The 20,858-nt window shown below is 68.5% G+C and carries 19 protein-coding genes and 1 pseudogene; 18 read left to right on the top strand and 2 right to left on the bottom strand.

What is annotated here, in order from left to right:
* Positions 1-5 precede the first annotated feature (5 nt).
* Entirely contained in the window at positions 6-2,360 is a 2,355-nt protein-coding gene (locus ACWPN3_RS05690; RefSeq protein WP_109096399.1) for a hybrid sensor histidine kinase/response regulator, read from the top strand.
* Between the two features lie 68 nt (positions 2,361-2,428).
* On the opposite strand, the gene ACWPN3_RS05685 is transcribed toward ACWPN3_RS05690, so the two are convergent.
* A complete protein-coding gene (locus ACWPN3_RS05685) occupies positions 2,429-2,647 on the bottom strand; it encodes a hypothetical protein (protein WP_146208013.1) in 219 nt (72 codons plus the stop codon).
* A 457-nt stretch (positions 2,648-3,104) separates the two neighbouring features.
* On the opposite strand from ACWPN3_RS05685, the gene ACWPN3_RS05680 reads away from it, so the two are divergent.
* From ACWPN3_RS05680 to paaK, 12 genes are all read left to right on the top strand, one after another.
* On the top strand, positions 3,105-3,704 hold the full coding sequence (locus ACWPN3_RS05680) for a Crp/Fnr family transcriptional regulator (RefSeq protein ID WP_158285360.1): 600 nt from the start codon (positions 3,105-3,107) through the stop codon (positions 3,702-3,704).
* A gap of 468 nt (positions 3,705-4,172) precedes the next feature.
* The gene (gene paaA / locus ACWPN3_RS05675; protein WP_492243999.1) at positions 4,173-5,186 is read left to right on the top strand and encodes a 1,2-phenylacetyl-CoA epoxidase subunit PaaA; all 1,014 of its coding nucleotides are present in this window, start codon (positions 4,173-4,175) and stop codon (positions 5,184-5,186) included.
* Between the two features lie 26 nt (positions 5,187-5,212).
* Positions 5,213-5,500, top strand: coding sequence for a 1,2-phenylacetyl-CoA epoxidase subunit PaaB (gene paaB, locus ACWPN3_RS05670; protein ID WP_108548838.1), 288 nt, complete (start codon positions 5,213-5,215; stop codon positions 5,498-5,500).
* A gap of 15 nt (positions 5,501-5,515) precedes the next feature.
* Positions 5,516-6,280, top strand: coding sequence for a 1,2-phenylacetyl-CoA epoxidase subunit PaaC (gene paaC / locus ACWPN3_RS05665; RefSeq protein ID WP_492244000.1), 765 nt, complete (start codon positions 5,516-5,518; stop codon positions 6,278-6,280).
* Between the two features lie 7 nt (positions 6,281-6,287).
* Positions 6,288-6,809: a 1,2-phenylacetyl-CoA epoxidase subunit PaaD gene (paaD, locus tag ACWPN3_RS05660; RefSeq protein ID WP_492244001.1), complete on the top strand. Its 522-nt coding sequence runs from the start codon at positions 6,288-6,290 to the stop codon at positions 6,807-6,809.
* Between the two features lie 58 nt (positions 6,810-6,867).
* Entirely contained in the window at positions 6,868-7,947 is a 1,080-nt protein-coding gene (gene paaE / locus ACWPN3_RS05655; RefSeq protein ID WP_109096393.1) for a 1,2-phenylacetyl-CoA epoxidase subunit PaaE, read from the top strand.
* A 40-nt stretch (positions 7,948-7,987) separates the two neighbouring features.
* Entirely contained in the window at positions 7,988-9,667 is a 1,680-nt protein-coding gene (gene paaN / locus ACWPN3_RS05650; protein WP_492243674.1) for a phenylacetic acid degradation protein PaaN, read from the top strand.
* Positions 9,664-10,455, top strand: coding sequence for a 2-(1,2-epoxy-1,2-dihydrophenyl)acetyl-CoA isomerase PaaG (paaG, locus tag ACWPN3_RS05645; RefSeq protein ID WP_492243675.1), 792 nt, complete (start codon positions 9,664-9,666; stop codon positions 10,453-10,455). The genes paaN and paaG overlap by 4 nt, the downstream gene beginning before the upstream one ends.
* On the top strand, positions 10,455-11,972 hold the full coding sequence (paaH, locus tag ACWPN3_RS05640) for a 3-hydroxyacyl-CoA dehydrogenase PaaH (RefSeq protein ID WP_492243676.1): 1,518 nt from the start codon (positions 10,455-10,457) through the stop codon (positions 11,970-11,972). Before paaG ends, paaH begins: the two co-directional genes overlap by 1 nt.
* The gene (paaI, locus tag ACWPN3_RS05635; RefSeq protein ID WP_109096389.1) at positions 11,965-12,438 is read left to right on the top strand and encodes a hydroxyphenylacetyl-CoA thioesterase PaaI; all 474 of its coding nucleotides are present in this window, start codon (positions 11,965-11,967) and stop codon (positions 12,436-12,438) included. Before paaH ends, paaI begins: the two co-directional genes overlap by 8 nt.
* The gene (gene pcaF / locus ACWPN3_RS05630; RefSeq protein WP_492243677.1) at positions 12,431-13,639 is read left to right on the top strand and encodes a 3-oxoadipyl-CoA thiolase; all 1,209 of its coding nucleotides are present in this window, start codon (positions 12,431-12,433) and stop codon (positions 13,637-13,639) included. The genes paaI and pcaF overlap by 8 nt, the downstream gene beginning before the upstream one ends.
* Positions 13,640-13,701: 62 nt before the next feature.
* Complete coding sequence (paaK, locus tag ACWPN3_RS05625; RefSeq protein WP_492243678.1) at positions 13,702-15,027, top strand: phenylacetate--CoA ligase PaaK; 1,326 nt, start codon at positions 13,702-13,704, stop codon at positions 15,025-15,027.
* A gap of 3 nt (positions 15,028-15,030) precedes the next feature.
* Here paaK and ACWPN3_RS05620 read toward each other — a convergent pair whose 3' ends face one another.
* A complete protein-coding gene (locus ACWPN3_RS05620) occupies positions 15,031-15,693 on the bottom strand; it encodes a MarC family protein (RefSeq protein WP_098735943.1) in 663 nt (220 codons plus the stop codon).
* A gap of 355 nt (positions 15,694-16,048) precedes the next feature.
* Between ACWPN3_RS05620 and ACWPN3_RS05615 the strand changes: the two genes are divergently transcribed.
* The 5 genes and pseudogenes from ACWPN3_RS05615 to ACWPN3_RS05595 all read left to right on the top strand — a co-directional run bounded on the left by ACWPN3_RS05615 (position 16,049) and on the right by ACWPN3_RS05595 (position 20,853).
* Positions 16,049-16,891 (top strand): ATP-binding cassette domain-containing protein, encoded by an 843-nt coding sequence (locus ACWPN3_RS05615; RefSeq protein WP_109096387.1) that lies wholly within the window; start codon positions 16,049-16,051, stop codon positions 16,889-16,891.
* Positions 16,881-17,753: an ABC transporter permease gene (locus tag ACWPN3_RS05610; protein WP_492243679.1), complete on the top strand. Its 873-nt coding sequence runs from the start codon at positions 16,881-16,883 to the stop codon at positions 17,751-17,753. The genes ACWPN3_RS05615 and ACWPN3_RS05610 overlap by 11 nt, the downstream gene beginning before the upstream one ends.
* Positions 17,750-18,865, top strand: coding sequence for an ABC transporter permease (locus tag ACWPN3_RS05605; RefSeq protein ID WP_492243680.1), 1,116 nt, complete (start codon positions 17,750-17,752; stop codon positions 18,863-18,865). Before ACWPN3_RS05610 ends, ACWPN3_RS05605 begins: the two co-directional genes overlap by 4 nt.
* A 46-nt stretch (positions 18,866-18,911) precedes the next feature.
* Positions 18,912-19,928, top strand: a complete 1,017-nt coding sequence (locus ACWPN3_RS05600; RefSeq protein WP_492243681.1) for an ABC transporter substrate-binding protein — start codon at positions 18,912-18,914, stop codon at positions 19,926-19,928.
* 165 nt (positions 19,929-20,093) lie between these two features.
* A pseudogene (locus ACWPN3_RS05595) lies at positions 20,094-20,853 on the top strand (GntR family transcriptional regulator).
* The last annotated feature ends 5 nt before the right edge of the window (positions 20,854-20,858 follow it).

Raw genomic sequence — 20,858 nt, 5'->3', positions numbered from 1 at the left:
CACGGATGACCGATCCCACCCCCCTCGATCCGCCAGCCTACGGCACCATCCCGCGCACCGCGCAGCGGATGCTGACCTCCGGCCGTCTGGCGCGCCGCTTCGCGCTGGTGTCGCTGATGCTGGGCGTGCTGATCGCCATCCTGATCGGCGCCAGCCTGTATGTGGTGTCCAGCCGCCATCTGGCCCGCCAGCACCATGCCAATGTGGAAGCCAACGCCAGCCTCGCCGCCCGCCAGACCGAAGGGCTGCTGAACACGCTGGTGACCACAGTGCGCGAGCTGGCGGACAACAGCATGCTCGCCACCGCGCTGGTCGATTCCGCCGGCAAGGAAACCTACCTGATCCCCTTCCTGGGCAGCTTCAACCACATCGCCAGCGTTCCGGTGGCCCTGGTCTTCACCGATTTCGAAGGGGAGCCGATCGCCGACAACGGCCGCCATGCCGACCCGCTGGCCGTCGCACCCGCCGACATGGCCTGGCTGCGCGCCGCCATCGCCGCCGGCAAGCCGGCCGCACGCGTGGTGCAGCAGGGCGACACGCAGTTCCTGCTGGCGGCGGAGATGCTGATCTATTCCCGCACGATGTCGCCGGAAGGGGCGCTGCTCTACAAGGTGCCGCTCGACTTCCTGGTGCTGCATCCGGAGGCCGAGCTTCTTTACGCCGGTGACGCACCGAAGCCGCCGCCGCCCGACATGATGGCGGTGACGGTGCCGCTGAGCGTGCCGGAACGGCTGGCGTCGCTGGGGCTGACGCTGCGGCTGGAGGCACCGGAAACGCCGCCCTCGGCGCTGCTCTCCTGGATGCTGCCCGCCTACGGGATGGTGGGGCTGGCCGCCCTGCTGGCGATCTATGTCGGCAGCCGCGCCGTCGGCAACCACATGACCCGCTCCCTGCGCGAACTGGAACGGCTGGCCGGCGCCATCGCCACCGACGGCTTCACCGGCCAGCGCGCCGAGGTGCGCGGCAACGACGAGGTGTCCGCCCTGGCGCGCGGCTTCAACGCCATGCTGGACCACATCGCCGGCATCCAGCGCGACCGCGAGATGCGCGCGGCGGAGGAGATCACCATCCAGCGCACGCTGGCCGAGCGCGCCGAGCAGGCCCGAGCCGAGGCGGAAAGCGCACGCAACGAGACGGAACGCTCGCGCCAGGAGGCGGTGATGGCGCTGATGGTGGCGGAGCGCGCCAACGCCGCCAAGACCCATTTCCTGGCCGCGGCCAGCCACGACCTGCGCCAGCCGGTGCAGTCGCTGGTCCTGCTGACCTCGGCGCTGGCGATCCGGCTGGGCGACCACCCCGCCGCCTCCCTGGTCGGCAGCATCGAGGCGTCGATGGACGCGCTGTGCCGCCTGCTCGACGCCATCCTCGACATCTCCAAGCTGGATGCCGGCACGGTGTCGCCCAATGTGCAGGCGGTGTCGCTCGGCACCATCTTCGCGCGGCTGGAGGACGAGTACCGCCTGCGCGCCGCGGAGAAGGGTGTCGCCTTCCGCAGCGTTCCCACCGGCATGAGGCTGAACGCCGACGCAGCATTGCTGGAACGGATCATCCGCAATCTGGTGGAGAACGCCCTGCGCTACACCGACCATGGCCGCATCCTGCTGGGCTGCCGCCATGCCCGCGGGGTCTTGCGCATCCAGGTCTACGACACCGGCATCGGCATCCCGCCCGAACATCTGGAGCGGATCTTCCACGAATTCTATCAGGTCTCCAACCCCACCCGCGACCGCGGCAAGGGGCTGGGGCTGGGGCTGGCCATCGTCGACCGGCTGGCACGGCTGCTGGGATACCGCGTGCATGTCGCCTCCCGGCCGAACAAGGGGTCCTGCTTCACGCTGGAAATCCCCATCCCTGCCCTGCCGGCCGTCGAGGCGCCGTCGGCACCGGCACCGGCCGAACAGGCGCCGGAGCCGGGACGCGGCACCGCCCTGGTCATCGACGACGATCCTCTGGTCCGCGAAGGCCTGACCCTGCTGATCGAGGATTTCGGCTGGAGGGTGACCGCGGCCGACAGCGCCGGCCATGCGCTGCGCCTGCTGAGCGGCCAGGACCGTCCGCCCGATCTGGTGATCGCCGATTACCGGCTGGAGGCGGGCGCCACCGGTCTGCAGGCCATCCAGGCCGTCGAGGTCGCCCTGCGCGGCCGGGGCTTCAGGGTTCCGACCAGCGTGGTCCTGACCGGCGACACCGCACCGCAGCGTATCGCCGACGCGGAGGCCAGCGGCTACCGCATCCTGCACAAGCCCATTGCCGCCAAGGAGGTCGCGCAACTGCTGAGCGACGCCGTTCCGGAGCGGGCCGGAACCGAGGGTGGGCGGAAGACCGGCAGCCGGCGCAATCCCGTCATCCTGCCGGGCTGATCGCGCCGGGCTCACTCGAACCGGTTGACCGGTTGAACCGGTTCGAGTGGGCCGACGCGCCCCTCAGGTCATCTGCGGCCGGATTGCCCGGCGGCGTCCACCTGCAGAACCAGCCGTTCTATCGCCCTTACGGCGCTTTGCTGATACCCGTCCGCCAATCCGGCAGTCTCCTGCCGCAGATGAGCCGCCGCCGCGTCCTCAAGCACGCCCCGGGCCTCCTCCACCGTAAGGAGGCCTTTTTCCACCATGGCGATCACCAACGATTCACAAATCGAGAGAGCGGCCATCCCCGCCGCCCCATCCTCCGCCGTCATCATGCCCCCCGTGTTATTGGATGGTGCTTACCGTCCGGCCATGCTGCCGGTACGTCCAATTGCATAGGGAACAACACCACGGTCGGCCGCGCGTCACAGACCGTTCGAGAAAAATATTTGGCTGATTAACCTATGTTGTGGCCGCCTTTGCCGAAAACCCTAAACGTTCGAGCTCACGCGGAACCGGGTCAACTGCGCGTCCGTTTATCAAAGCGCCAATATTAGGACAAAGAAGGCAAAGACGACCATGACTCGCGCACCGGCGAGCCGCGCCCTAGAGCCCACTCCATTGTGGCTTAAATTGAGCAGCTACCTCATCCTGTCGGACGAGGAAAAGTTGTACCTTACCGATTTGGAAAGGACAATTGCCCGAGTGTCTCCACGAACCGATCTACTCCAACAGGGTGAAAGATATCGGGACGTGCGGATCATGCGGGACGGCTGGGCGATCCGTCACAAGGCTTTGCCCGACGGCCGGCGTCAGGTCGTGAACTTCGTCCTGCCGGGCGACATCATCGGCATGTATTGCACGTTGTTCGAATCGGCCGACCACAGCGTCACCACGCTGACCCCGGTCGAGGTGGCGAGCTTCCCGCCGGAACGGCTCGGCGAGATGTTCCGCTCCTTTCCGCGCCTCGCCGCGGCGCTCGCCTGGTCGGGCGCACGCGAGGAAGCGATCCTGGCGGAGCGGCTGCTCAGCCTGGGGCGGCGGACCGCGCTGGAGCGCACCGCCCACCTGCTGGTCGAACTTCTGCGCCGCCTCAGCATCGTCAACATGGTGACCGACGGCCATTTCGTCCTGCCGGTGACGCAGGAGATCCTGGCCGACGCGCTGGGTCTGAGCATCGTCCACATCAACCGGACCCTGCGCCGGCTGCGCGACAGTGGCCTGATCGAAGTGAATGGCCAGCGCATCACCGTCAACGACGTGCGCCAGCTTGCCTCCGTCGGTCAGTTCGACGAGTTGTACCTCCATATGATCCGCGCCCCCCGTCGCCTGGAGCGCACCTTTTCCGGCGCCGGCGCGTAAGGCGCTGGCTTCGGCCGTTCAAATCCCCCCGAAGCCACGCCTCCCTCCCCCCATCCGCTAGCGTCGCAGTTCCCCGTCACCAGCCCTCCCCCGCCCGGCGGAGCGGCTCCTGACGGGACGCCTGCGCCCGACCGATGCGTGCCGCCGGCCCAATCCACAGCGCCGGGGTCAACCATCGGTCCGGCAGCCATCCCCCCTGCCCGCCCAGCCTTTTCTGCGCCGCACAAAATCCGCAAAACCGCAGCATCGGTGTATCGGTGGCGGTATTCCTGTGCCCATTCTCCCTGCGCACCACCCCGGCATGCGCTCGGGATTTTCAAATCAATGCATTGTTATGAAACGCTTTTATGCGCCCACGCCACCCCACCCCTAAAGCGACACATAATTCCTCTTTACAGTCTTTGATCTGTATCATATTTTTCCTTCAGAAATTGTTCGCTGGACGCGCAATCCATCTCGGGGATGCCGATGTACACGCAGGGTTTGGATGCCAAGACCGAGCAGGGCGCTCAACCGTCCCCCCGGCTGGTGACGGAGCAGGAAACGGCTCTCCAGGGCCGCTTCCAGGAGCGCGTCGATGCGGAGGAGAAGATCGAGCCGCGCGACTGGATGCCGGAAGGCTACCGCCGCACGCTGGTCCGCCAGATCTCGCAGCACGCCCATTCGGAAATCGTCGGCATGCTGCCGGAAGGGAACTGGATCACCCGCGCGCCGACGCTGCGCCGGAAGGTGGCCCTGCTGGCCAAGGTGCAGGACGAGGGCGGGCACGGCCTCTACCTCTACAGCGCCGCCGAGACGCTGGGCGTGTCGCGCGACGAGCTGATCGGCCAGCTGCTGTCGGGCAAGGCCAAATATTCCAGCATCTTCAACTACCCGACCCCGACCTGGGCCGACATCGGCGCCATCGGCTGGCTGGTCGACGGTGCTGCGATCATGAATCAGGTGCCGCTCTGCCGCTGCTCCTACGGCCCCTATGCCCGCGCCATGGTCCGCATCTGCCGCGAGGAGAGCTTCCACCAGCGCCAGGGCTACGAGCTGATGCTGGCGCTGGCCCAGGGCACGGCGGAGCAGAAGCGGATGGCGCAGGATGCGCTGAACCGCTGGTGGTGGCCGTCGCTGATGATGTTCGGCCCGTCGGACGACCAGTCCGCCCACTCCGCCCAGAACATGGCCTGGAAGATCAAGCGCTTCTCCAACGACGAGCTGCGCCAGCGCTTCGTCGACGCCACGGTGCCGCAGGCGGAGTTCCTAGGATTGACCATCCCGGACCCGGAGCTGCGCTTCGACGCCGGGACCGGCCATTACGAATTCGGCGCCATCGACTGGACCGAGTTCAACGAGATCCTGAAGGGCAACGGCCCCTGCAACCGCGAGCGCATCGAGGCCCGCCGCAAGGCGTGGGATGACGGCGCCTGGGTGCGGGAAGCCGCCGTCGCCCATGCCGCCAAACGCAAGCAGCGCGCCCTGAAGAAGGCCGGCTGACCGAAGAATTCCGAGGGGACGAGACGATGGATCGTAAGGACTGGCCGCTTTTCGAGATCTTCATCCGGCCGAAGAACGGGTTGTCGCACAAGCATGTCGGCAGCCTGCACGCCGCCGACGCCCGCATGGCGCTGGACAATGCCCGCGACGTCTACACCCGCCGCGGCGAGGGCGTCAGCATCTGGGCGGTCCCGGCCGCCAGCATCGCGGCGTCGGATCCGGCGGAGAAAGCCAGCCTGTTCGACCCGGCCGACGACAAAATCTATCGCCACCCGACCTTCTACGACATCCCCGCCGACGTCAAAAACATCTAGCCGGAAGACCATCTGATGAGCACGGATCTCAAGGAGGCCCTGTTCGGCTACACGCTGCGGCTGGGCGACACCTCGCTGGTGCTTGGGCACCGGCTGTCGGAATGGTGCGGCCATGCGCCGGAGCTGGAAGAGGACATCGCGCTGACCAACGTCGCGCTCGACCTCGTCGGCCATGCCCGCATGCTGCTGACCTATGCCGGCGAGCTGGAGGGCAAGGGCCGCGACGAGGATCGCCTCGCCTACCGGCGCGACGTCTTCGACTACCGCAACCACCTGCTGGTCGAGCAGCCCAACCGCGACTTCGGCCACACCATCGTCCGCCAGTTCCTGCACGATGCCTGGGCAGTGGAGCTGTACGGGCGGCTCTGCGCCTCGACGGACGAGACGCTGGCCGGCATCGCCGCCAAGGCGGTGAAGGAGGTACGCTACCATGTCCGCCACAGCGGCGATTGGCTGGTGCGGCTGGGCGACGGCACCGAAATCAGCCATGCCAAGGTCGCCGACGCACTGGGCCGGCTGTGGCCCTACACCGGCGAAATGTTTGAGCGCGACGAGGCCGAACAGGCGCTGGTCGCCGCCGGCATCGTTCCCGACCCGGCCGAGCTGAAAGCCGCCTGGACCGCCCGCGTCGAAGCGGTTCTGGAGGACGCCACGCTCGACCGCCCGGCCGACGGCTGGATGCAGAAGGGCGGCCGCCGTGGCGAGCACAGCGAGCATCTGGGCTATCTGCTGGCCGAGATGCAGTTCCTGCCGCGCGCCTATCCCGACGCGACCTGGTGAGGATGCCATGCCGGATGCAGCGGGCTGCTGGGGACCGGAACCGGGTGCCGATGCGGTGGTGAAGGCCGCCTGGGGCGCACTGGCCGGGGTGATGGATCCGGAGATCCCGGTGCTGAGCATCGTCGAACTCGGCATCGTCCGCGCCGTCTCGGCCGACGCGGACGGCCGGCTGTCGGTGGCCCTGACGCCCACCTATTCCGGCTGCCCCGCCACCAACGTGATCGTGCTGGAGGCGGAAACCGCGCTGGCCCGCGCACGCCTCGACGCCCGCGTCTCGGTGGTGATCGCCCCGCCCTGGACGACCGACTGGATCAGCGACGCCGGCCGGGACAAGCTGGCCGAGGTTGGCATCGTCCCGCCGCCGCACTCCGGCAAGCGGGCGCTGACGGCACCGGACGAGGTGATCGCCTGTCCGCGCTGCGGATCGGAGGACACCCGCCAGATCAGCCGCTTCGGCTCGACCGCCTGCAAGGCGCTGCACGCCTGCAACGCCTGCCTCGAACCGTTCGACGTGTTCAAATGCCATTGATCCAAATGCCATTGAGCGGTTTCGGCGGAGCACCCTCCGCGCCGCAAGGACGGACCCCATGACCAGCCCCAGCTTCCACCCGCTGACCATCCGCGAGTGCCGCCGGGAGACGGCGGACACCGTGTCGATCGCCTTCGACGTGCCGGCCGATCTCGCCGACCGCTTCCGCTTCGTCCAGGGCCAGTACCTGACCCTCAAGACCCGCATCGGCGACGAGGAGGTGCGGCGCTCCTATTCCATCTGCTCCGGCGCAGGCGACGGCGAGTTGCGCGTGGCGGTGAAGAAGGTGGATGGCGGGCTGTTCTCCACCCACGCCAACCAGTCGCTGGCGCCCGGCGCGGTGCTGGAGGTGATGACGCCGATGGGGCGCTTCCACACCCCCGTCGATCCGGCAGCATCCCGCACCTATGTCGCCTTCGCCGCCGGCAGCGGCATCACCCCGGTGATGTCGATCCTGAAGACCGTGCTGGCGCAGGAGCCGAAGAGCCGCTTCGTGCTGGTCTATGGCAACCGCACCGTCTCCTCGATCATCTTCCGGGAGGAGCTGGAAGACCTGAAGAACCGCTACATCGGCCGGCTGGTCATCCACCATGTGCTGAGCCGCGAACCGGAAGAGGCCGGGCTGCTGGGTGGCCGCATCGGCGCCGGTCTGGTGCGCGAACTCTGCGCCGGCCCGCTCAAGGCTGAGGACATCGACGCCGCCTTCCTCTGCGGCCCCCAGCCGATGGTGGAGGAGGTGCGCGACACCCTTGCCGCCTGCGGCACGCCGCCTGCCAACATCCATGTCGAGCTGTTCGGCACCACGACCGCCGCGCGACCCGCGGCGAAAAAGGCGCCAACCGACAGCCCCACCGATGCCGCCACCATCGCCGTTCTTCAGGACGGCAAGCGCAAGGAATTCACCCTGCCCTATGATGGCGAGAGCATCCTGGAGGCCGCACACCGGCATGGCGCCGACCTGCCCTATTCCTGCAAGTCCGGCGTCTGCTGCACCTGCCGCGCCAAGGTCCGCGAAGGCAAGGTCGAGATGGCCGAGAACTACTCGCTGGAGCCGTGGGAGGTCGAGGCCGGCTATGTCCTGACCTGCCAGTCGCGCCCGCTGACCGAACGGGTCGTCATCGACTTCGACGCCGCCTGAGCAAAGACAGCCAACAACGAGAAAAAGGAAACGCCCCGCCATGACCACCACCCCGCAGAGCTTGTTCGAGACGCACGAGGCGACGTTGCAGAAGGCCGTCGAGGCCTGCCGCAGCCGCGCCTACTGGTCGGCCTTCCCCGAAATGCCGAGCCCGCGCGCCTATGGCGAGACGGCGGCGGCGGATGGCGAGGCGGCCTTCGCGGCCTACCGTGACAAGCCCTTCGAGCTGGATCAGCCGGGCGTGACCGCAACGGCGGGGGGCGAGCGCTCGCCCTTCGGCTTCGACCTCGGCATCAGCTATCCGGTGTCGGACGTCGAGGCGCTGGTAACGGCGGCCAAGGCGGCGATGCCGGGCTGGCGCAAGGCGGGTCCGAACGGCCGGGCCGGCGTCTGCCTGGAAATCCTGAAAAGGCTGAACGCGCGCAGCTTCGAGATCGCCAACGCGGTGATGCACACCACCGGGCAGGCCTTCATGATGGCCTTCCAGGCCGGCGCTCCCCATGCCCAGGATCGCGGGCTGGAGGCCGTCGCCTATGGCTGGAAGGCGATGAGCGACCAAGCCCCGGCGGCGCGCTGGGAGAAGCCGCAGGGCAAGAACCCGCCGCTGGTGATGGACAAGCGTTTCGAGGTGGTCGGCCGCGGCGTCGGGCTGGTCATCGGCTGCGCCACCTTCCCGACCTGGAACGGCTATCCCGGCCTGTTCGCCAGCCTCGTCACCGGCAACGCGGTGATCGTGAAGCCCGGCCCCACCGCCATCCTGCCGCTCGCCATCACCGTGCGGATCGCGCGCGAGGTGCTGGTGGAGTGCGGGCTCGACCCCAACCTCGTCACGCTCGCCATCGGCGACACAATCGCCAAGGATCTGGCGCTGCGGCCGGAGGTGGCGGTGATCGACTACACCGGCTCGACCGGTTTCGGAGACTGGCTGGAGCAGAACGCCCGCCACGCCCAGGTCTATACCGAGAAGGCCGGCGTCAACAGTGTGGTCATCGACGGCACCGACGACCCCAAGGGCATGGTGCGCAACCTCGCCTTCACGCTCAGCCTCTATTCGGGCCAGATGTGCACGACGACCCAGGTCATCTTCGTGCCCAAGGACGGCATCCAGGCCGGTGCCGACCGCATGAGCTTCGATCAGGTGGTTTCCGCGCTGGCCGGCGGCGTCGACAAGTTCCTCTCCGACCCGGAACGCGCGGTGGAGGTGCTGGGCGCCATCCAGTCCGACGCAACGCTCGCCCGCATCGACGAGGCCGCCAAGCTCGGCACCGTCGTGCTGCCGTCGCGCGCCATTTCCCATCCGAAGTTCCCGGACGCCCGCATCCGCACGCCGCTGATCCTGACCATGGATGCGGCCGACGAGGACAAGTACGGCCATGAGCTGTTCGGCCCGATCTCCATCATCGTGAAGACCGACAGCACCGCCGACAGCCTGGAGCGCGCCGCCCGCCTGACCCGGACCAAGGGGGCGCTGACCACCGGCCTCTACAGCACCGACCCGCAGCTGATCGAACAGGCGACCGACCTGTTCGTCGAGGCCGGCGTCGCCCTGTCGGTCAACCTGACCGGCGGCGTCTTCGTCAACCAGTCGGCGGCCTTCAGCGACTTCCACGGCACCGGCGCCAACCCGGCGGCCAATGCCGCGCTGTGCGACCTCGCCTTCGTCGCCAACCGCTTCCGCGTGGTGCAGAGCCGCGTCCCGGTTCTGGAGGCTGCGCAATGAGCGAGAAAACGATCCTTCTCGACATCGCCGATGGCGTCGCCACCGTCACGCTGAACCGGCCCGACCGGCTGAACAGCTTCACCGCGGCAATGCATGAGGAGCTGCGCGGCGCGCTGGCCGCCGTGCGCGAGGACAAGACCGTCCGCTGCCTGCTGCTGACCGGGGCCGGCCGCGGCTTCTGCGCCGGGCAGGATCTGTCCGACCGCGCCGTCGCTCCGGGTCAGGAGGCGCCGGACCTCGGCGCGTCCATCGAGACCAACTACAACCCGCTGGTCCGCACACTCCGCGAGCTGCCGATGCCGGTGATCTGTGCTGTCAATGGCGTCGCCGCCGGGGCCGGCGCCAACATCGCGCTCGCCTGTGACATCGTGCTGGCGGCGCGGTCGGCCAGCTTCATCCAGGCCTTCTGCAAGATCGGGCTGATCCCCGACAGCGGCGGGACCTGGACCCTGCCGCGTCTGGTCGGCCACGCCCGCGCCATGGGCCTCGCCATGCTGGGCGACAAGGTTTCGGCCGAACAGGCGGCAGCCTGGGGCATGATCTGGAAGGCGGTCGATGACGACAAACTGGCGGAGGAGGCCGGAGCGCTCGCCCGCCAGCTCGCCACCCAGCCGACACACGGCCTTACGCTGATCAAGCGGGCGCTGAACGTCTCGCTGGACAACGACCTGGACAGCCAGCTCGACCTGGAACGCGACCTCCAGCGCGAAGCCGGCCGCACCCAAGACTATCGCGAGGGCGTCGCCGCCTTCGTGGGCAAGCGCGCGCCGAAATTCGAGGGGCGGTGATGGCGGCGCTCGAACCCTCCGTCACCGTCGCGGTGGTCGGGGCCGGCGCCATGGGCCAGGGCATCGCCCAGGTCGCGGCGCAGGCCGGCCACCCGGTCCTGCTGGTCGACACCCGCCCCGGCGCCGCCCAGGCCGCCGTCGGGTCCATCGCCAAGGCGCTGACCTTGCTGGTCGAGAAGGGCAAGCGCACCGCGGCGGAACGCGACGCCACGGTCAGCCGGCTGCGTGCGGTGGACGGCCTGTCCGACCTCGCCCCCGCCGGTCTGGTGGTGGAGGCCATCGTCGAGGATCTCGACGTCAAGCGCCGCCTGTTCGCCGAGCTTGAGGGCATCGTCGGCGAAAGCGCCATCCTCGCCACCAACACCTCGTCGCTGTCGGTCACCGCCATCGGCGCCGGGGTGCAACGGCCGGAGCGGCTGGCGGGCCTGCATTTCTTCAACCCCGCCCCCTTGATGGCGCTGGTGGAGATCGTCAGCGGCCTCGCCACCGATGCGGCGGTGCTGGGCACGCTGTTCGACACGGCGAAGGCCTGGGGCAAGAGCCCGGTACGCTGCCGCTCCACCCCCGGCTTCATCGTCAACCGGGTCGCCCGCCCCTTCTACGCCGAAGGGCTGCGGCTGTTGCAGGAGCAGGCCGCCGATCCCGCCACCATCGACGCCGTGATGCGCGAGGCCGGCGGCTTCCGCATGGGGCCGTTCGAGCTGATGGACCTGATCGGCCATGACGTGAACTTCGCCGTCACCCGCTCGGTCCACGCCGCCTATTTCGGCGATCCGCGCTTCCAGCCCTCGCTGATCCAGCAGGAGCTGGTCGAGGCCGGCCGCCTCGGCCGCAAGACCGGCCGCGGCTTCTACGACCACAGCCCCGGCGCCGCCAAGCCGGTGCCGCGCAACGCCGAACCGGGCGTGAGACCTGACCGCGTGCTGGTGCAAGGCGACCTCGGCCCCGCCGCTTCGCTGGTCGGGCTTCTGCGCGAGACCGGCATCTCCGTCGAAGAGACTCCCGGCTCCGGTTTGATGCTGGTGGACGGCGTCACGCTGGCACTCACCGACGGCCGCACCGCCACCGCCCGCGCCGCCGACGACGGGCTCGCGCCCTTGGTGCTGTTCGATCTGGCGCTGGACTACGCCAAGGCCACCCGCGTGGCGCTGGCCCCCGCCGACGGCACGCCGGCGGACGCGCTCGCCGTCGCCGCCGGGCTGTTCCAGGCGCTGGGCAAGGCGGTGTCGGTGATTGACGACGCCCCTGGTCTGGTGGTGATGCGCACCGTCGCCATGCTCGCCAGCGAGGCGGCCGACGCGGCGATGCAGGGCGTCGCCAGCGCCGCCGACATCGACATCGCGATGACCAAGGGCGTGAACTACCCGCTGGGCCCGCTGGCCTGGGCCGACCGCATCGGCCTGCCCCATGTGTTGGCCGTTCTCGACGCCCTGGCCCGCACCTACGGCGAGGACCGCTACCGCGCGTCGGCGCTGTTGCGCCGCAGGATTTCCGGAGGAAACCGCTTCCATGGCTGAGTCCCACACCGACCCCCAATCCGCCGATCTTCAGAAATTGGCCGAAGCGGTCGGCCGCGGCATGTACGAGCGCGACCATTGCGCCCAGGCCCACGGCATCGAACTGCTGGAGATCGCCCCCGGCTATGCCCGCATGAGCATGACCGTGCGCAAGGACATGGTAAACGGCCACGACATCGGCCATGGCGGCATGACCTTCACGCTGGCCGACACCGCCTTCGCCTATGCCTGCAACGCGGCGAACGAGGTGACGGTGGCGGCGGGCTGCTCCATCACCTTCCCCGCCCCGGCCAAGCTGGGCGACCTGCTGACCGCTGAATGCCGCGAAGTGCACAAGCGCGGCCGTTCCGGCGTCTACGACGTCACCGTCACCAGCCAGGACGGCACAATCGTCGGCCTGTTCCGCGGCCAGTCGGCGCGCCTCGCCGGCAGCGTGATCCCCGTTCCCGGAGCCTCCCATGCGTGAAGCCTTCCTCTGCGACGCCGTCCGCACCCCCTTCGGCCGCTACGGCGGCGGGCTGGCCCCGGTGCGCCCGGACGACCTCGCCGCGGTGCCGCTGAAGGCGCTGATGGAGCGCAACCCCGGCGTCGAATGGTCCGCCGTCGACGACGTGATCCTCGGCTGCGCCAACCAGGCCGGCGAGGACAACCGCAACGTCGCCCGCATGGCGGCGCTGCTGGCGGGATTGCCCGAGACGGTGCCCGGGACCACGGTCAACCGCCTCTGCGGCTCCGGGATGGACAGCATCGGCATGGCCGCCCGCGCCATCAAGGCGGGCGAGGCGGACCTGATCGTCGCCGGTGGCGTCGAGAGCATGACCCGCGCTCCCTTCGTCATGGGCAAGTCCGACAGCGCCTTCTCCCGTCAGGCCGAGATCTTCGACACCACCATCGGCTGGCGTTTCGTCAATCCGTTGATGAAGGCAAGGTTCGGCATCGACAGCATGCCGGAGACGGCGGAGAACGTCGCCGCCGACTACGCCATCTCCCGCGCCGACCAGGACGCCTTCGCCGTCCGCAGCCAGCAGCGCGCCGGCCGTGCCCAGGAATCCGGCCGCCTCGCCCGCGAGATCGTCCCGGTCGCCATCCCCCGCCGCAAGGGCGAGCCGACGATAATCTCCGCCGACGAGCATCTGCGCCCCGACACCACGCTGGAAGCGCTGGCCAAGCTCTCAACCCCCTTCCGCAAGGAGGGCGGCAGCGTCACCGCCGGCAATGCGTCCGGCGTCAATGACGGCGCCGCCGCGGTGATCGTCGCCTCGGCCGACGCCGTGAAGCGCTATGGCCTGACCCCGCGCGCCCGCGTCGTCGGCACCGCGGTGGCCGGCGTGGCGCCGCGCGTGATGGGCATCGGCCCGGCCCCGGCGACGCAGAAGCTGCTGGCCCGCCTCGGCCTCTCCATCGGCGACATCGACGTGATCGAACTGAACGAGGCCTTCGCCGCGCAGGGTCTCGCCGTGCTGCGCCTGCTGGGCCTGCCCGACGATGCCGAGCATGTGAACCCCAATGGCGGCGCCATCGCGCTCGGCCATCCGCTCGGCGCCAGCGGCACCCGGCTGGTCGCCAGCGCGGTGATGGAGCTGGAGGACCGCAAGGCGACCCGCGCGCTCTGCACCATGTGCATCGGCGTCGGCCAGGGCATCGCCATGATGGTGGAGCGGGTCTGAAGGGAATTGGGCTTCACCGGCCGCCAAGCGCCGGGAACCGGAACGAAGGGGAGAAACGCACCATGTCCATCATGACCGATACCGCCGCGGGCCAGGGCAGCAGGGCCGGCATGGACCGCTACGAGTTCGCCAGCCGCGACGAGATCGTGGCGATGCAGACGGAGCGGCTGGCATGGTCGCTCCGCCATTCCTACGCGAACGTCGAATCCTTCCGCGCCAAATGCGAGGCGAAGGGCGTCCATCCCGACGACTTCAAGGAGTTGAAGGATCTGGCGCTGTTCCCCTTCACCGTGAAGGACGACCTGCGCCGCGCCTACCCCTACGGCATGTTCGCCGTGCCGATGGAGGACATCGTCCGCGTCCATGCCTCCAGCGGCACCACTGGACGGCCGACGGTGGTCGGCTACACCAAGGGCGACATCGACGTCTGGTCGGAGGTCGTCGCCCGTTCCATCCGCGCGGCCGGCGGCACGCGCAACGACATCGTGCACATCGCCTACGGCTACGGCCTGTTCACCGGCGGCCTCGGCGCCCATTACGGGGCGGAGCGGCTGGGCTGCGCCGTGGTGCCGATGTCGGGCGGCCAGACCGAGAAGCAGGTCCAGCTGATCCAGGACTTCAAGCCGACCATCATCATGGTCACGCCGTCCTACATGCTGAACATCGCCGACGAGATGCGCCGCCAGGGCATCGACCCGCGCGGCACCAGCCTGCGCGTCGGCATCTTCGGCGCCGAGCCCTGGACCGGTGCCTTGCGCGAGGAGATCGAGCGCACCTTCAACATCCATGCGGTGGACATCTACGGCCTGTCCGAGGTGATGGGGCCGGGCGTGGCGTCCGAATGCGTCGAGACCAAGGACGGCCCGGTGATCTGGGAAGATCATTTCTATCCCGAGATCATCGATCCCAACTCAGGCGAGGTTCTGCCGGACGGCTCCTACGGCGAGCTGGTCTTCACCACGCTCACCAAGCAGGGCATGCCGGTCATCCGCTACCGCACCCGCGACCTGACCCGGCTGCTGCCGCCGACTTCGCGCGGCATGCGGCGGATGGACAAGATCACCGGCCGGTCCGACGACATGCTCATCATCCGCGGCGTGAACGTCTTCCCGACCCAGGTCGAGGAGCTGATCTGCAAGATCCCGGCGCTGGCCCCGCATTATGAGCTGGTGGTCAGCCGCGACGGCCATATGGACAACCTCGCCGTCCGTGTGGAGATGCATGACGACATCCACCCGTCGGAATGGGACGGCCATGCCAGGCATCTCCAGCACTCGATCAAGTCGCTGATCGGCATCAGCACCCGCGTCGAGGTGGTCGAGCCCGGCGGCATCGCCCGATCCATCGGCAAGGCCAAGCGGGTGCAGGATCTGCGGCCCAAAAGCTGAGGCTCAGCCCTTCTGCGACAGCAGCGGGAAGGCGTCCAGAACGCCGGTCAGCAGGATCTGGACGCCGACGCAGAACAGCAGGAAGGCGAACAGCCGCGTCAGCACCCGCACCCGCGTCGGACCCAGGAAGGCGACGATGCGGTCGGCGGAGCGGTAGGACAGCCAGATCAGCGCGGCAATCGCCAGCGCCGCCCCCGACATGCCCAGGAAGAACTCCATCAGCCCGCCGGCCCCGCGCGTCGGGCGGGTGGAGCCCAGCGCGATGGCCACCGAGATGGTGCCCGGCCCGGTGGTGAAGGGGATCGTCATCGGGAAGAAGGCCGACTCCGCCAGCCGGTCGTTGTCGCCGGTGGGTGCGGCCTGTTCCTGCTTGCGCGCCTCGTGGCGTTCCGGTGCGGTCAGCAGCGCCCAGGCCCGTTCCGCGACCACGAAGCCGCCGGCAATCCGCAGCGCCGCCATCGACACGCCGAAGAAGTTCAGCACATAGGCACCTGCCCACAGCGCGGTCAGCATGACGATGGCCGAATAGAGGCTGACCAGCCCGGCCAGCTTCGCCCGGTCGCGCGGACTGCTGTCCGCCGTCACCTGGCTGAAGATCAGCGCCATCGCCAGCGGATTGACGATGGAGAACAAGGCGGTGAAGGCGAGCAGGAAACTGTCGAGCATGGGACCCGTGCGTTTGTCGGCCGTTTGAACAGTTAGCGGGGACGGGGCAGGACTGGCAAGGGTGGCGTTGTTTCCCTGTCCCGCCCCTTAATCCCCTCTCCCCGGGGGGAGACGGGGACATCCTCATCCCTGCCCGAAAATTCACCACCCACACAGCCTCAGCCCGAAAATTGTGCGCCTTGCGAAAAGCACACCTGCCCGAACACTGTCCACACCGTCAGTTCCTGTCTCGATAGACAAGTTTTCTCTTTGTGAAAACAAAGCCCTACCCACTGAATACTCAACTCCGTCTCCCTCTGGCTCGCTTCTTGCTCTCGTTCCCGCCGAAAGTCGACAACGCGAAGGGACGACCGCCGTGCCAGCCGCCCAGCCCGCACCGCTCACTCTGGTTCCGCCGGCCGCAGACGCGGCGCCGCGCACCATCGTCGATGTCCGCAACCTGACCCTGACCTATCAGGCTGCCGACCATCCGGTCTACGCGCTGAGCGACGTCAGCCTGTCGATATCCAAGGGCGATTTCATCTCGCTGATCGGCCCCAGCGGCTGCGGCAAGACCACGCTGATGCGGGTGGTCGCCGACCTCGAACAGCCGACCTCCGGCGAGGTGACGGTCAATGGCATGACGCCGGAACAGGCACGGCTGAAGCGCGCCTACGGTTACGTCTTCCAGGCCCCGGCGCTCTACCCGTGGCGGACGGTGGAACGCAACGTCATGCTGCCGCTGGAGATCATGGGGCTGCCCAGGGCAGACCGGCAGCAGCGCGCCCGCGAGCAGCTCGACCTCGTCGGCCTGTCCGGCTTCGAGCGCAAATTCCCCTGGCAGCTGTCCGGTGGCATGCAGCAGCGGGTGTCCATCGCCCGCGCGCTCGCCTTCAACCCTGACCTGCTTTTGATGGACGAGCCGTTCGGCGCGCTCGACGAGATCACCCGCGACCATCTGAATTTGCAGCTAACCCGCCTGTGGCTCGGCACCCGCAAGACCTGCATCTTCGTCACCCACTCCATCGCCGAGGCGGTGTTCCTCTCCACCCGCATCGTGGTGATGAGCCCGCGCCCCGGCCGCATCCTCGATGTCATCGACTGCGACCGCGACCTGCCGCGCGAGCGCACGCTCGACATCCGCGAAAGCCCGGAGTTCCAGCGCATCGCCCACCGCGTCCGCGAAGGGCTGATGGAGGGCCACAGCTATGACGACTAAAAGCACTTTGCCCGTAGTCGTGATGGCACTGGCCGTGCTGGTGCTGTGGTACGCAGGTGCCGTCTGGCTGAACGCGCCGATGGCGACCGATGCGTTGAACCGCGCCGGCCACGACTGGACCACCGCCGACCTGATCCGCGCCACGCTGGCGATGAAGCGCCCGATCCTGCCGACGCCGGATCAGGTGGCGCTCGACCTCTACACGTCCCTGACCGGCTATCCGGTGACCAGCATCCGCAACCTGCTCTACCACACCGGCGTCACCGCCGGGGCCGCCCTGGCCGGCTTCGGCATGGGGGTGGTTCTGGGGGTGGCGCTGGCGGCCGGCATCGTCCAGGCACGCACGCTGGAATCGAGCCTGCTGCCCTGGGTCATCGCCTCGCAGACCGTGCCGATCCTGGCGATTGCGCCGATGATCGTGGTGATCCTCGGCAATCTGGGCTTCACCGGCCTGCTGCCCAAGGCGATCATCGCCATGTATCTGTGCTTCTTCCCGATCACCATCGGCATGGTGAAGGGGCTGCGCTCCGCCGATCCGCTGACGCTGGACCTGATGCGGACCTACTGCGCCGGCACCGCCCAGACCTTCCGCCTGCTGCGCCTGCCGGCCTCCCTGCCCTACCTGTTCACCAGCCTGAAGATCGCGGTGGCCGCCAGCGTCGTCGGCGCCATCGTCGCCGAGCTGCCGACCGGCGGGCAGGCGGGGTTGGGCGCGCGGCTGCTGTCCGGCTCCTACTACGGCCAGACCGTGCAGATCTGGAGCGCGCTGGTGATGGCGGCAGTGCTGAGTGTCACGCTGGTCGCCGTCGTCGGCCTCGCCGAACGGGCGCTGGTGCCGGGCGGCCGGGGAGGTGCACGATGAGCCGCTCCACCATGCCCCGCCCCATCATGGCACCGTGGCCGCTGGTGATGCTGGCCGCCCCGCTGCTGCCCTTCGCCGCACAGGACGGTGCCGCCCTTTATCTGCCGCAGCTTCCCGTGGCCCTGGCCCTCTTCGCCCTGACCGTCGCGACGATCCTCGCCCGCCGCCTGCCCGGCTCGGCACTGGGCGAGGCCCTGCTCCTGCTGGCCGGAGTCGCCGCCGCCTATGCCGCCCCGCTGCTCCTGCTGAACCAGGGCAACGCCCTCGCCCAGGCCGGTGGGCTGTGGATCTATGTGGCCGGCGCCACACTGCTGCTCTGGCGGGTGCTGGCTCTGCTGGCGGGCATCGCCGGGCCGGTGCGGCTGGCCGGCCCCGCCTTGTTCGGGCTGGCGCTGGTCATGCTGTGGGAGATCCTGACCCGCGGCTTCCAGGTGCCGACCATCCTGTTGCCGCCGCCGAGCCTCGTGGCAACCGCCTTCGCCGCCAACGCCGCCGATTTGTGGGACGATTTCCGCCAGACGGTGCTGATTTCGGTCCTGCGCGGCTATCTGATCGGCTGCGGCGCCGGATTCCTCGTGGCGATCCTGGCCGACCGGGTGCCCTTCCTGGCGCGCGGGCTGCTGCCGCTCGGCAATCTGGCCAGCGCCGTGCCGGTGGTGGGCATCGCGCCCATCATGGTGATGTGGTTCGGTTTCGACTGGCAGTCCAAGGCCGCCGTCATCGTGGTGATGACCGTCTTCCCCATGCTGATCAACACTTTGGCCGGCTTGCAGAGCGCGGAACGCATCCAGCTCGACCTGATGCGCTCCTATGGTGCCGGCTACTGGCGCACGCTGGCGATGCTGCGGCTTCCCTGTGCCTTGCCCTTTTTGTTCAACGGACTGAAGATCAACTCAACCCTGGCTCTGATCGGGGCCATCGTCGCCGAGTTCTTCGGGACGCCGGTGGTGGGGATGGGCTTCCGCATCTCCACCCAGGTCGCCCGGATGAACTTGGACGTGGTCTGGGCGACGATCGCCGTCGCCGCCCTGACCGGATCTCTGCTCTACGGTGCGCTGGCACTGGCGGAGCGGCATGTCACCGCCTGGCACCCGTCCTTCCGCAAACGCTGACCGCCTCAAGCCAAAACAAAACCCAGCCAGAAGAGGATCGAACGCGATGAAGACCCTTGCCTCCGCCGTCCTGCTCGCCGCAACCGCGCTCACCGGCCTCGCCGGTTGGGGGGCGCCGGCCGCCGCCGCCGATGCGCTGACGCTCCAGCTGAAATGGGTCACCCAGGCCCAGTTCGCCGGCTATTACGTCGCCGCGGCCAAGGGCTTCTACAAGGACGCCGGGCTGGACGTCACCATCAAGGCCGGCGGCCCCGACATCAACCCGACCCAGATCATCGCCGCCGGCGGCGCCGACGTGATCGTCGACTGGATGCCGTCGGCGCTGGCCAGCCGCGAGAAGGGCGTGCCGCTGGTCAACATCGCCCAGATGTTCCAGAAGTCCGGCATGATGCTGACCTGCCGCAAGGACGCCAACATCAAGGATCCGAAGGACTTCAAGGGCAACACGCTGGGCGTCTGGTTCTCCGGCAACGAATATCCGTTCCTGGCCTGGATGAGCAAGCTGGGCTACTCCACCTCCGGCTCCAGCCCGGACGTGAAGGTGCTGAAGCAGGGCTTCAACGTCGATCCGCTGCTGCAGAAGCAGGCGGCCTGCATCTCCACCATGACCTACAACGAATATTGGCAGCTGATCGAGGCCGGCATGAAGGCCGACGAGCTGACCGTCTTCAAGTACCAGGAGCAGGGCGTCGCGACGCTGGAGGACGGCCTCTACGCCACCGAGAAGTCGCTGTCCGACCCGAAGATCGTCGAGAAGCTGGCGAAGTTCGTCAAGGCCTCGGGCAAGGGCTGGGAGTACGCCGCCAAGAACCAGGCCGAGGCGGTGAAGATCGTGCTGGAGAACGACACCACCGGCGCCCAGACCGAGGAACACCAGACCACCATGATGCAGGAGATCGCCAAGCTGATCGAGGGCGGCGCCAAGGGCACCGGCTATCTCGACCCGGCCGATTTCGACCGCACCGTCGGCATCCTGATGTCGGGCGCGTCGGCCCCGGTGATCTCGAAGAAGCCGGAAGGCGCCTACAGCCATGCGGTGTTCGACGCGGCGGCGAAGCTGTAAGAGCACCGATCGCGGGGGAGTGGGTGCCGCCTGCGCCGCCACTCCCCCCACCCCGTTACCATCCCCGAATTTCCGCGGCAAAAAGCTTCCCGCCCGCGGAAACGCAGCGATATATTAGTGGCTGCGGTCGAAGGCATGACCGCCGACGACATGAATGGGACGATTATGGATTCCAACGCGGGCGATACGAACATGGTGGCCGTGGCCGCACCGGTGCGCCGCCGCCGCCGCCGGCCCGCCAGTGCCACCGCAAGGCCTGCCCACCGCGGCGCCACGGTCTCGGGCACCATCTACCGCGACCTGCGCGACGACATCGTCTCGCTGCGGCGCAAGCCGGGCGAGCCGGTGATCGAGAAGGAGGTGGCGGAAACCTATGGCGTCAGCCGCACGCCGGTGCGCGAGGCGATGCTGAAGCTGGCCGACGAAGGGCTGGTGGAGGTGTTCCCGCAGTCCGGCACCTTCGTCGCCCGCATTCCCATCAGCGGCCTGCCGGAGGCCATCGCCATCCGCCGCGCGCTGGAGGAGGCCACCGTGCGCTACGCCGCCGAACAGGCGAGCGGCAGCCAGGTGGCGCGGCTGCGCGCCAATCTGGAACTCCAGCGCGAGATGAAGGAGTCCGGCAATTTCGACGGCTTCCACGAGGCCGACGAGGCATTCCACGCCCTGCTGGCGGAAGATCTCCGGCTATCCCGGCTTCTGGGCGGTGACCCAGCAGGTGAAGCGGCAGGTCGACCGCTACCGCCATTTGACCCTGCCGGCGGCCGGCCGGATGGACAAGGCGCTGGCCGAACACGGCGCCATCGTCGAGGCCGTCGCCGCCCGCGACCCCGACCGCGCGGTGGGCGAGCTGCGCCACCATCTGACCGACCTGCAGCTGGGCATCGCCGAGGTCCGGCGGAACTATCCGCAATATTTCACGGAATGAGCGGG

The organism is Azospirillum sp. UENF 111221 (assembly GCF_058780625.1).
This window is presented reverse-complemented; position numbering and strand designations above follow the sequence as displayed.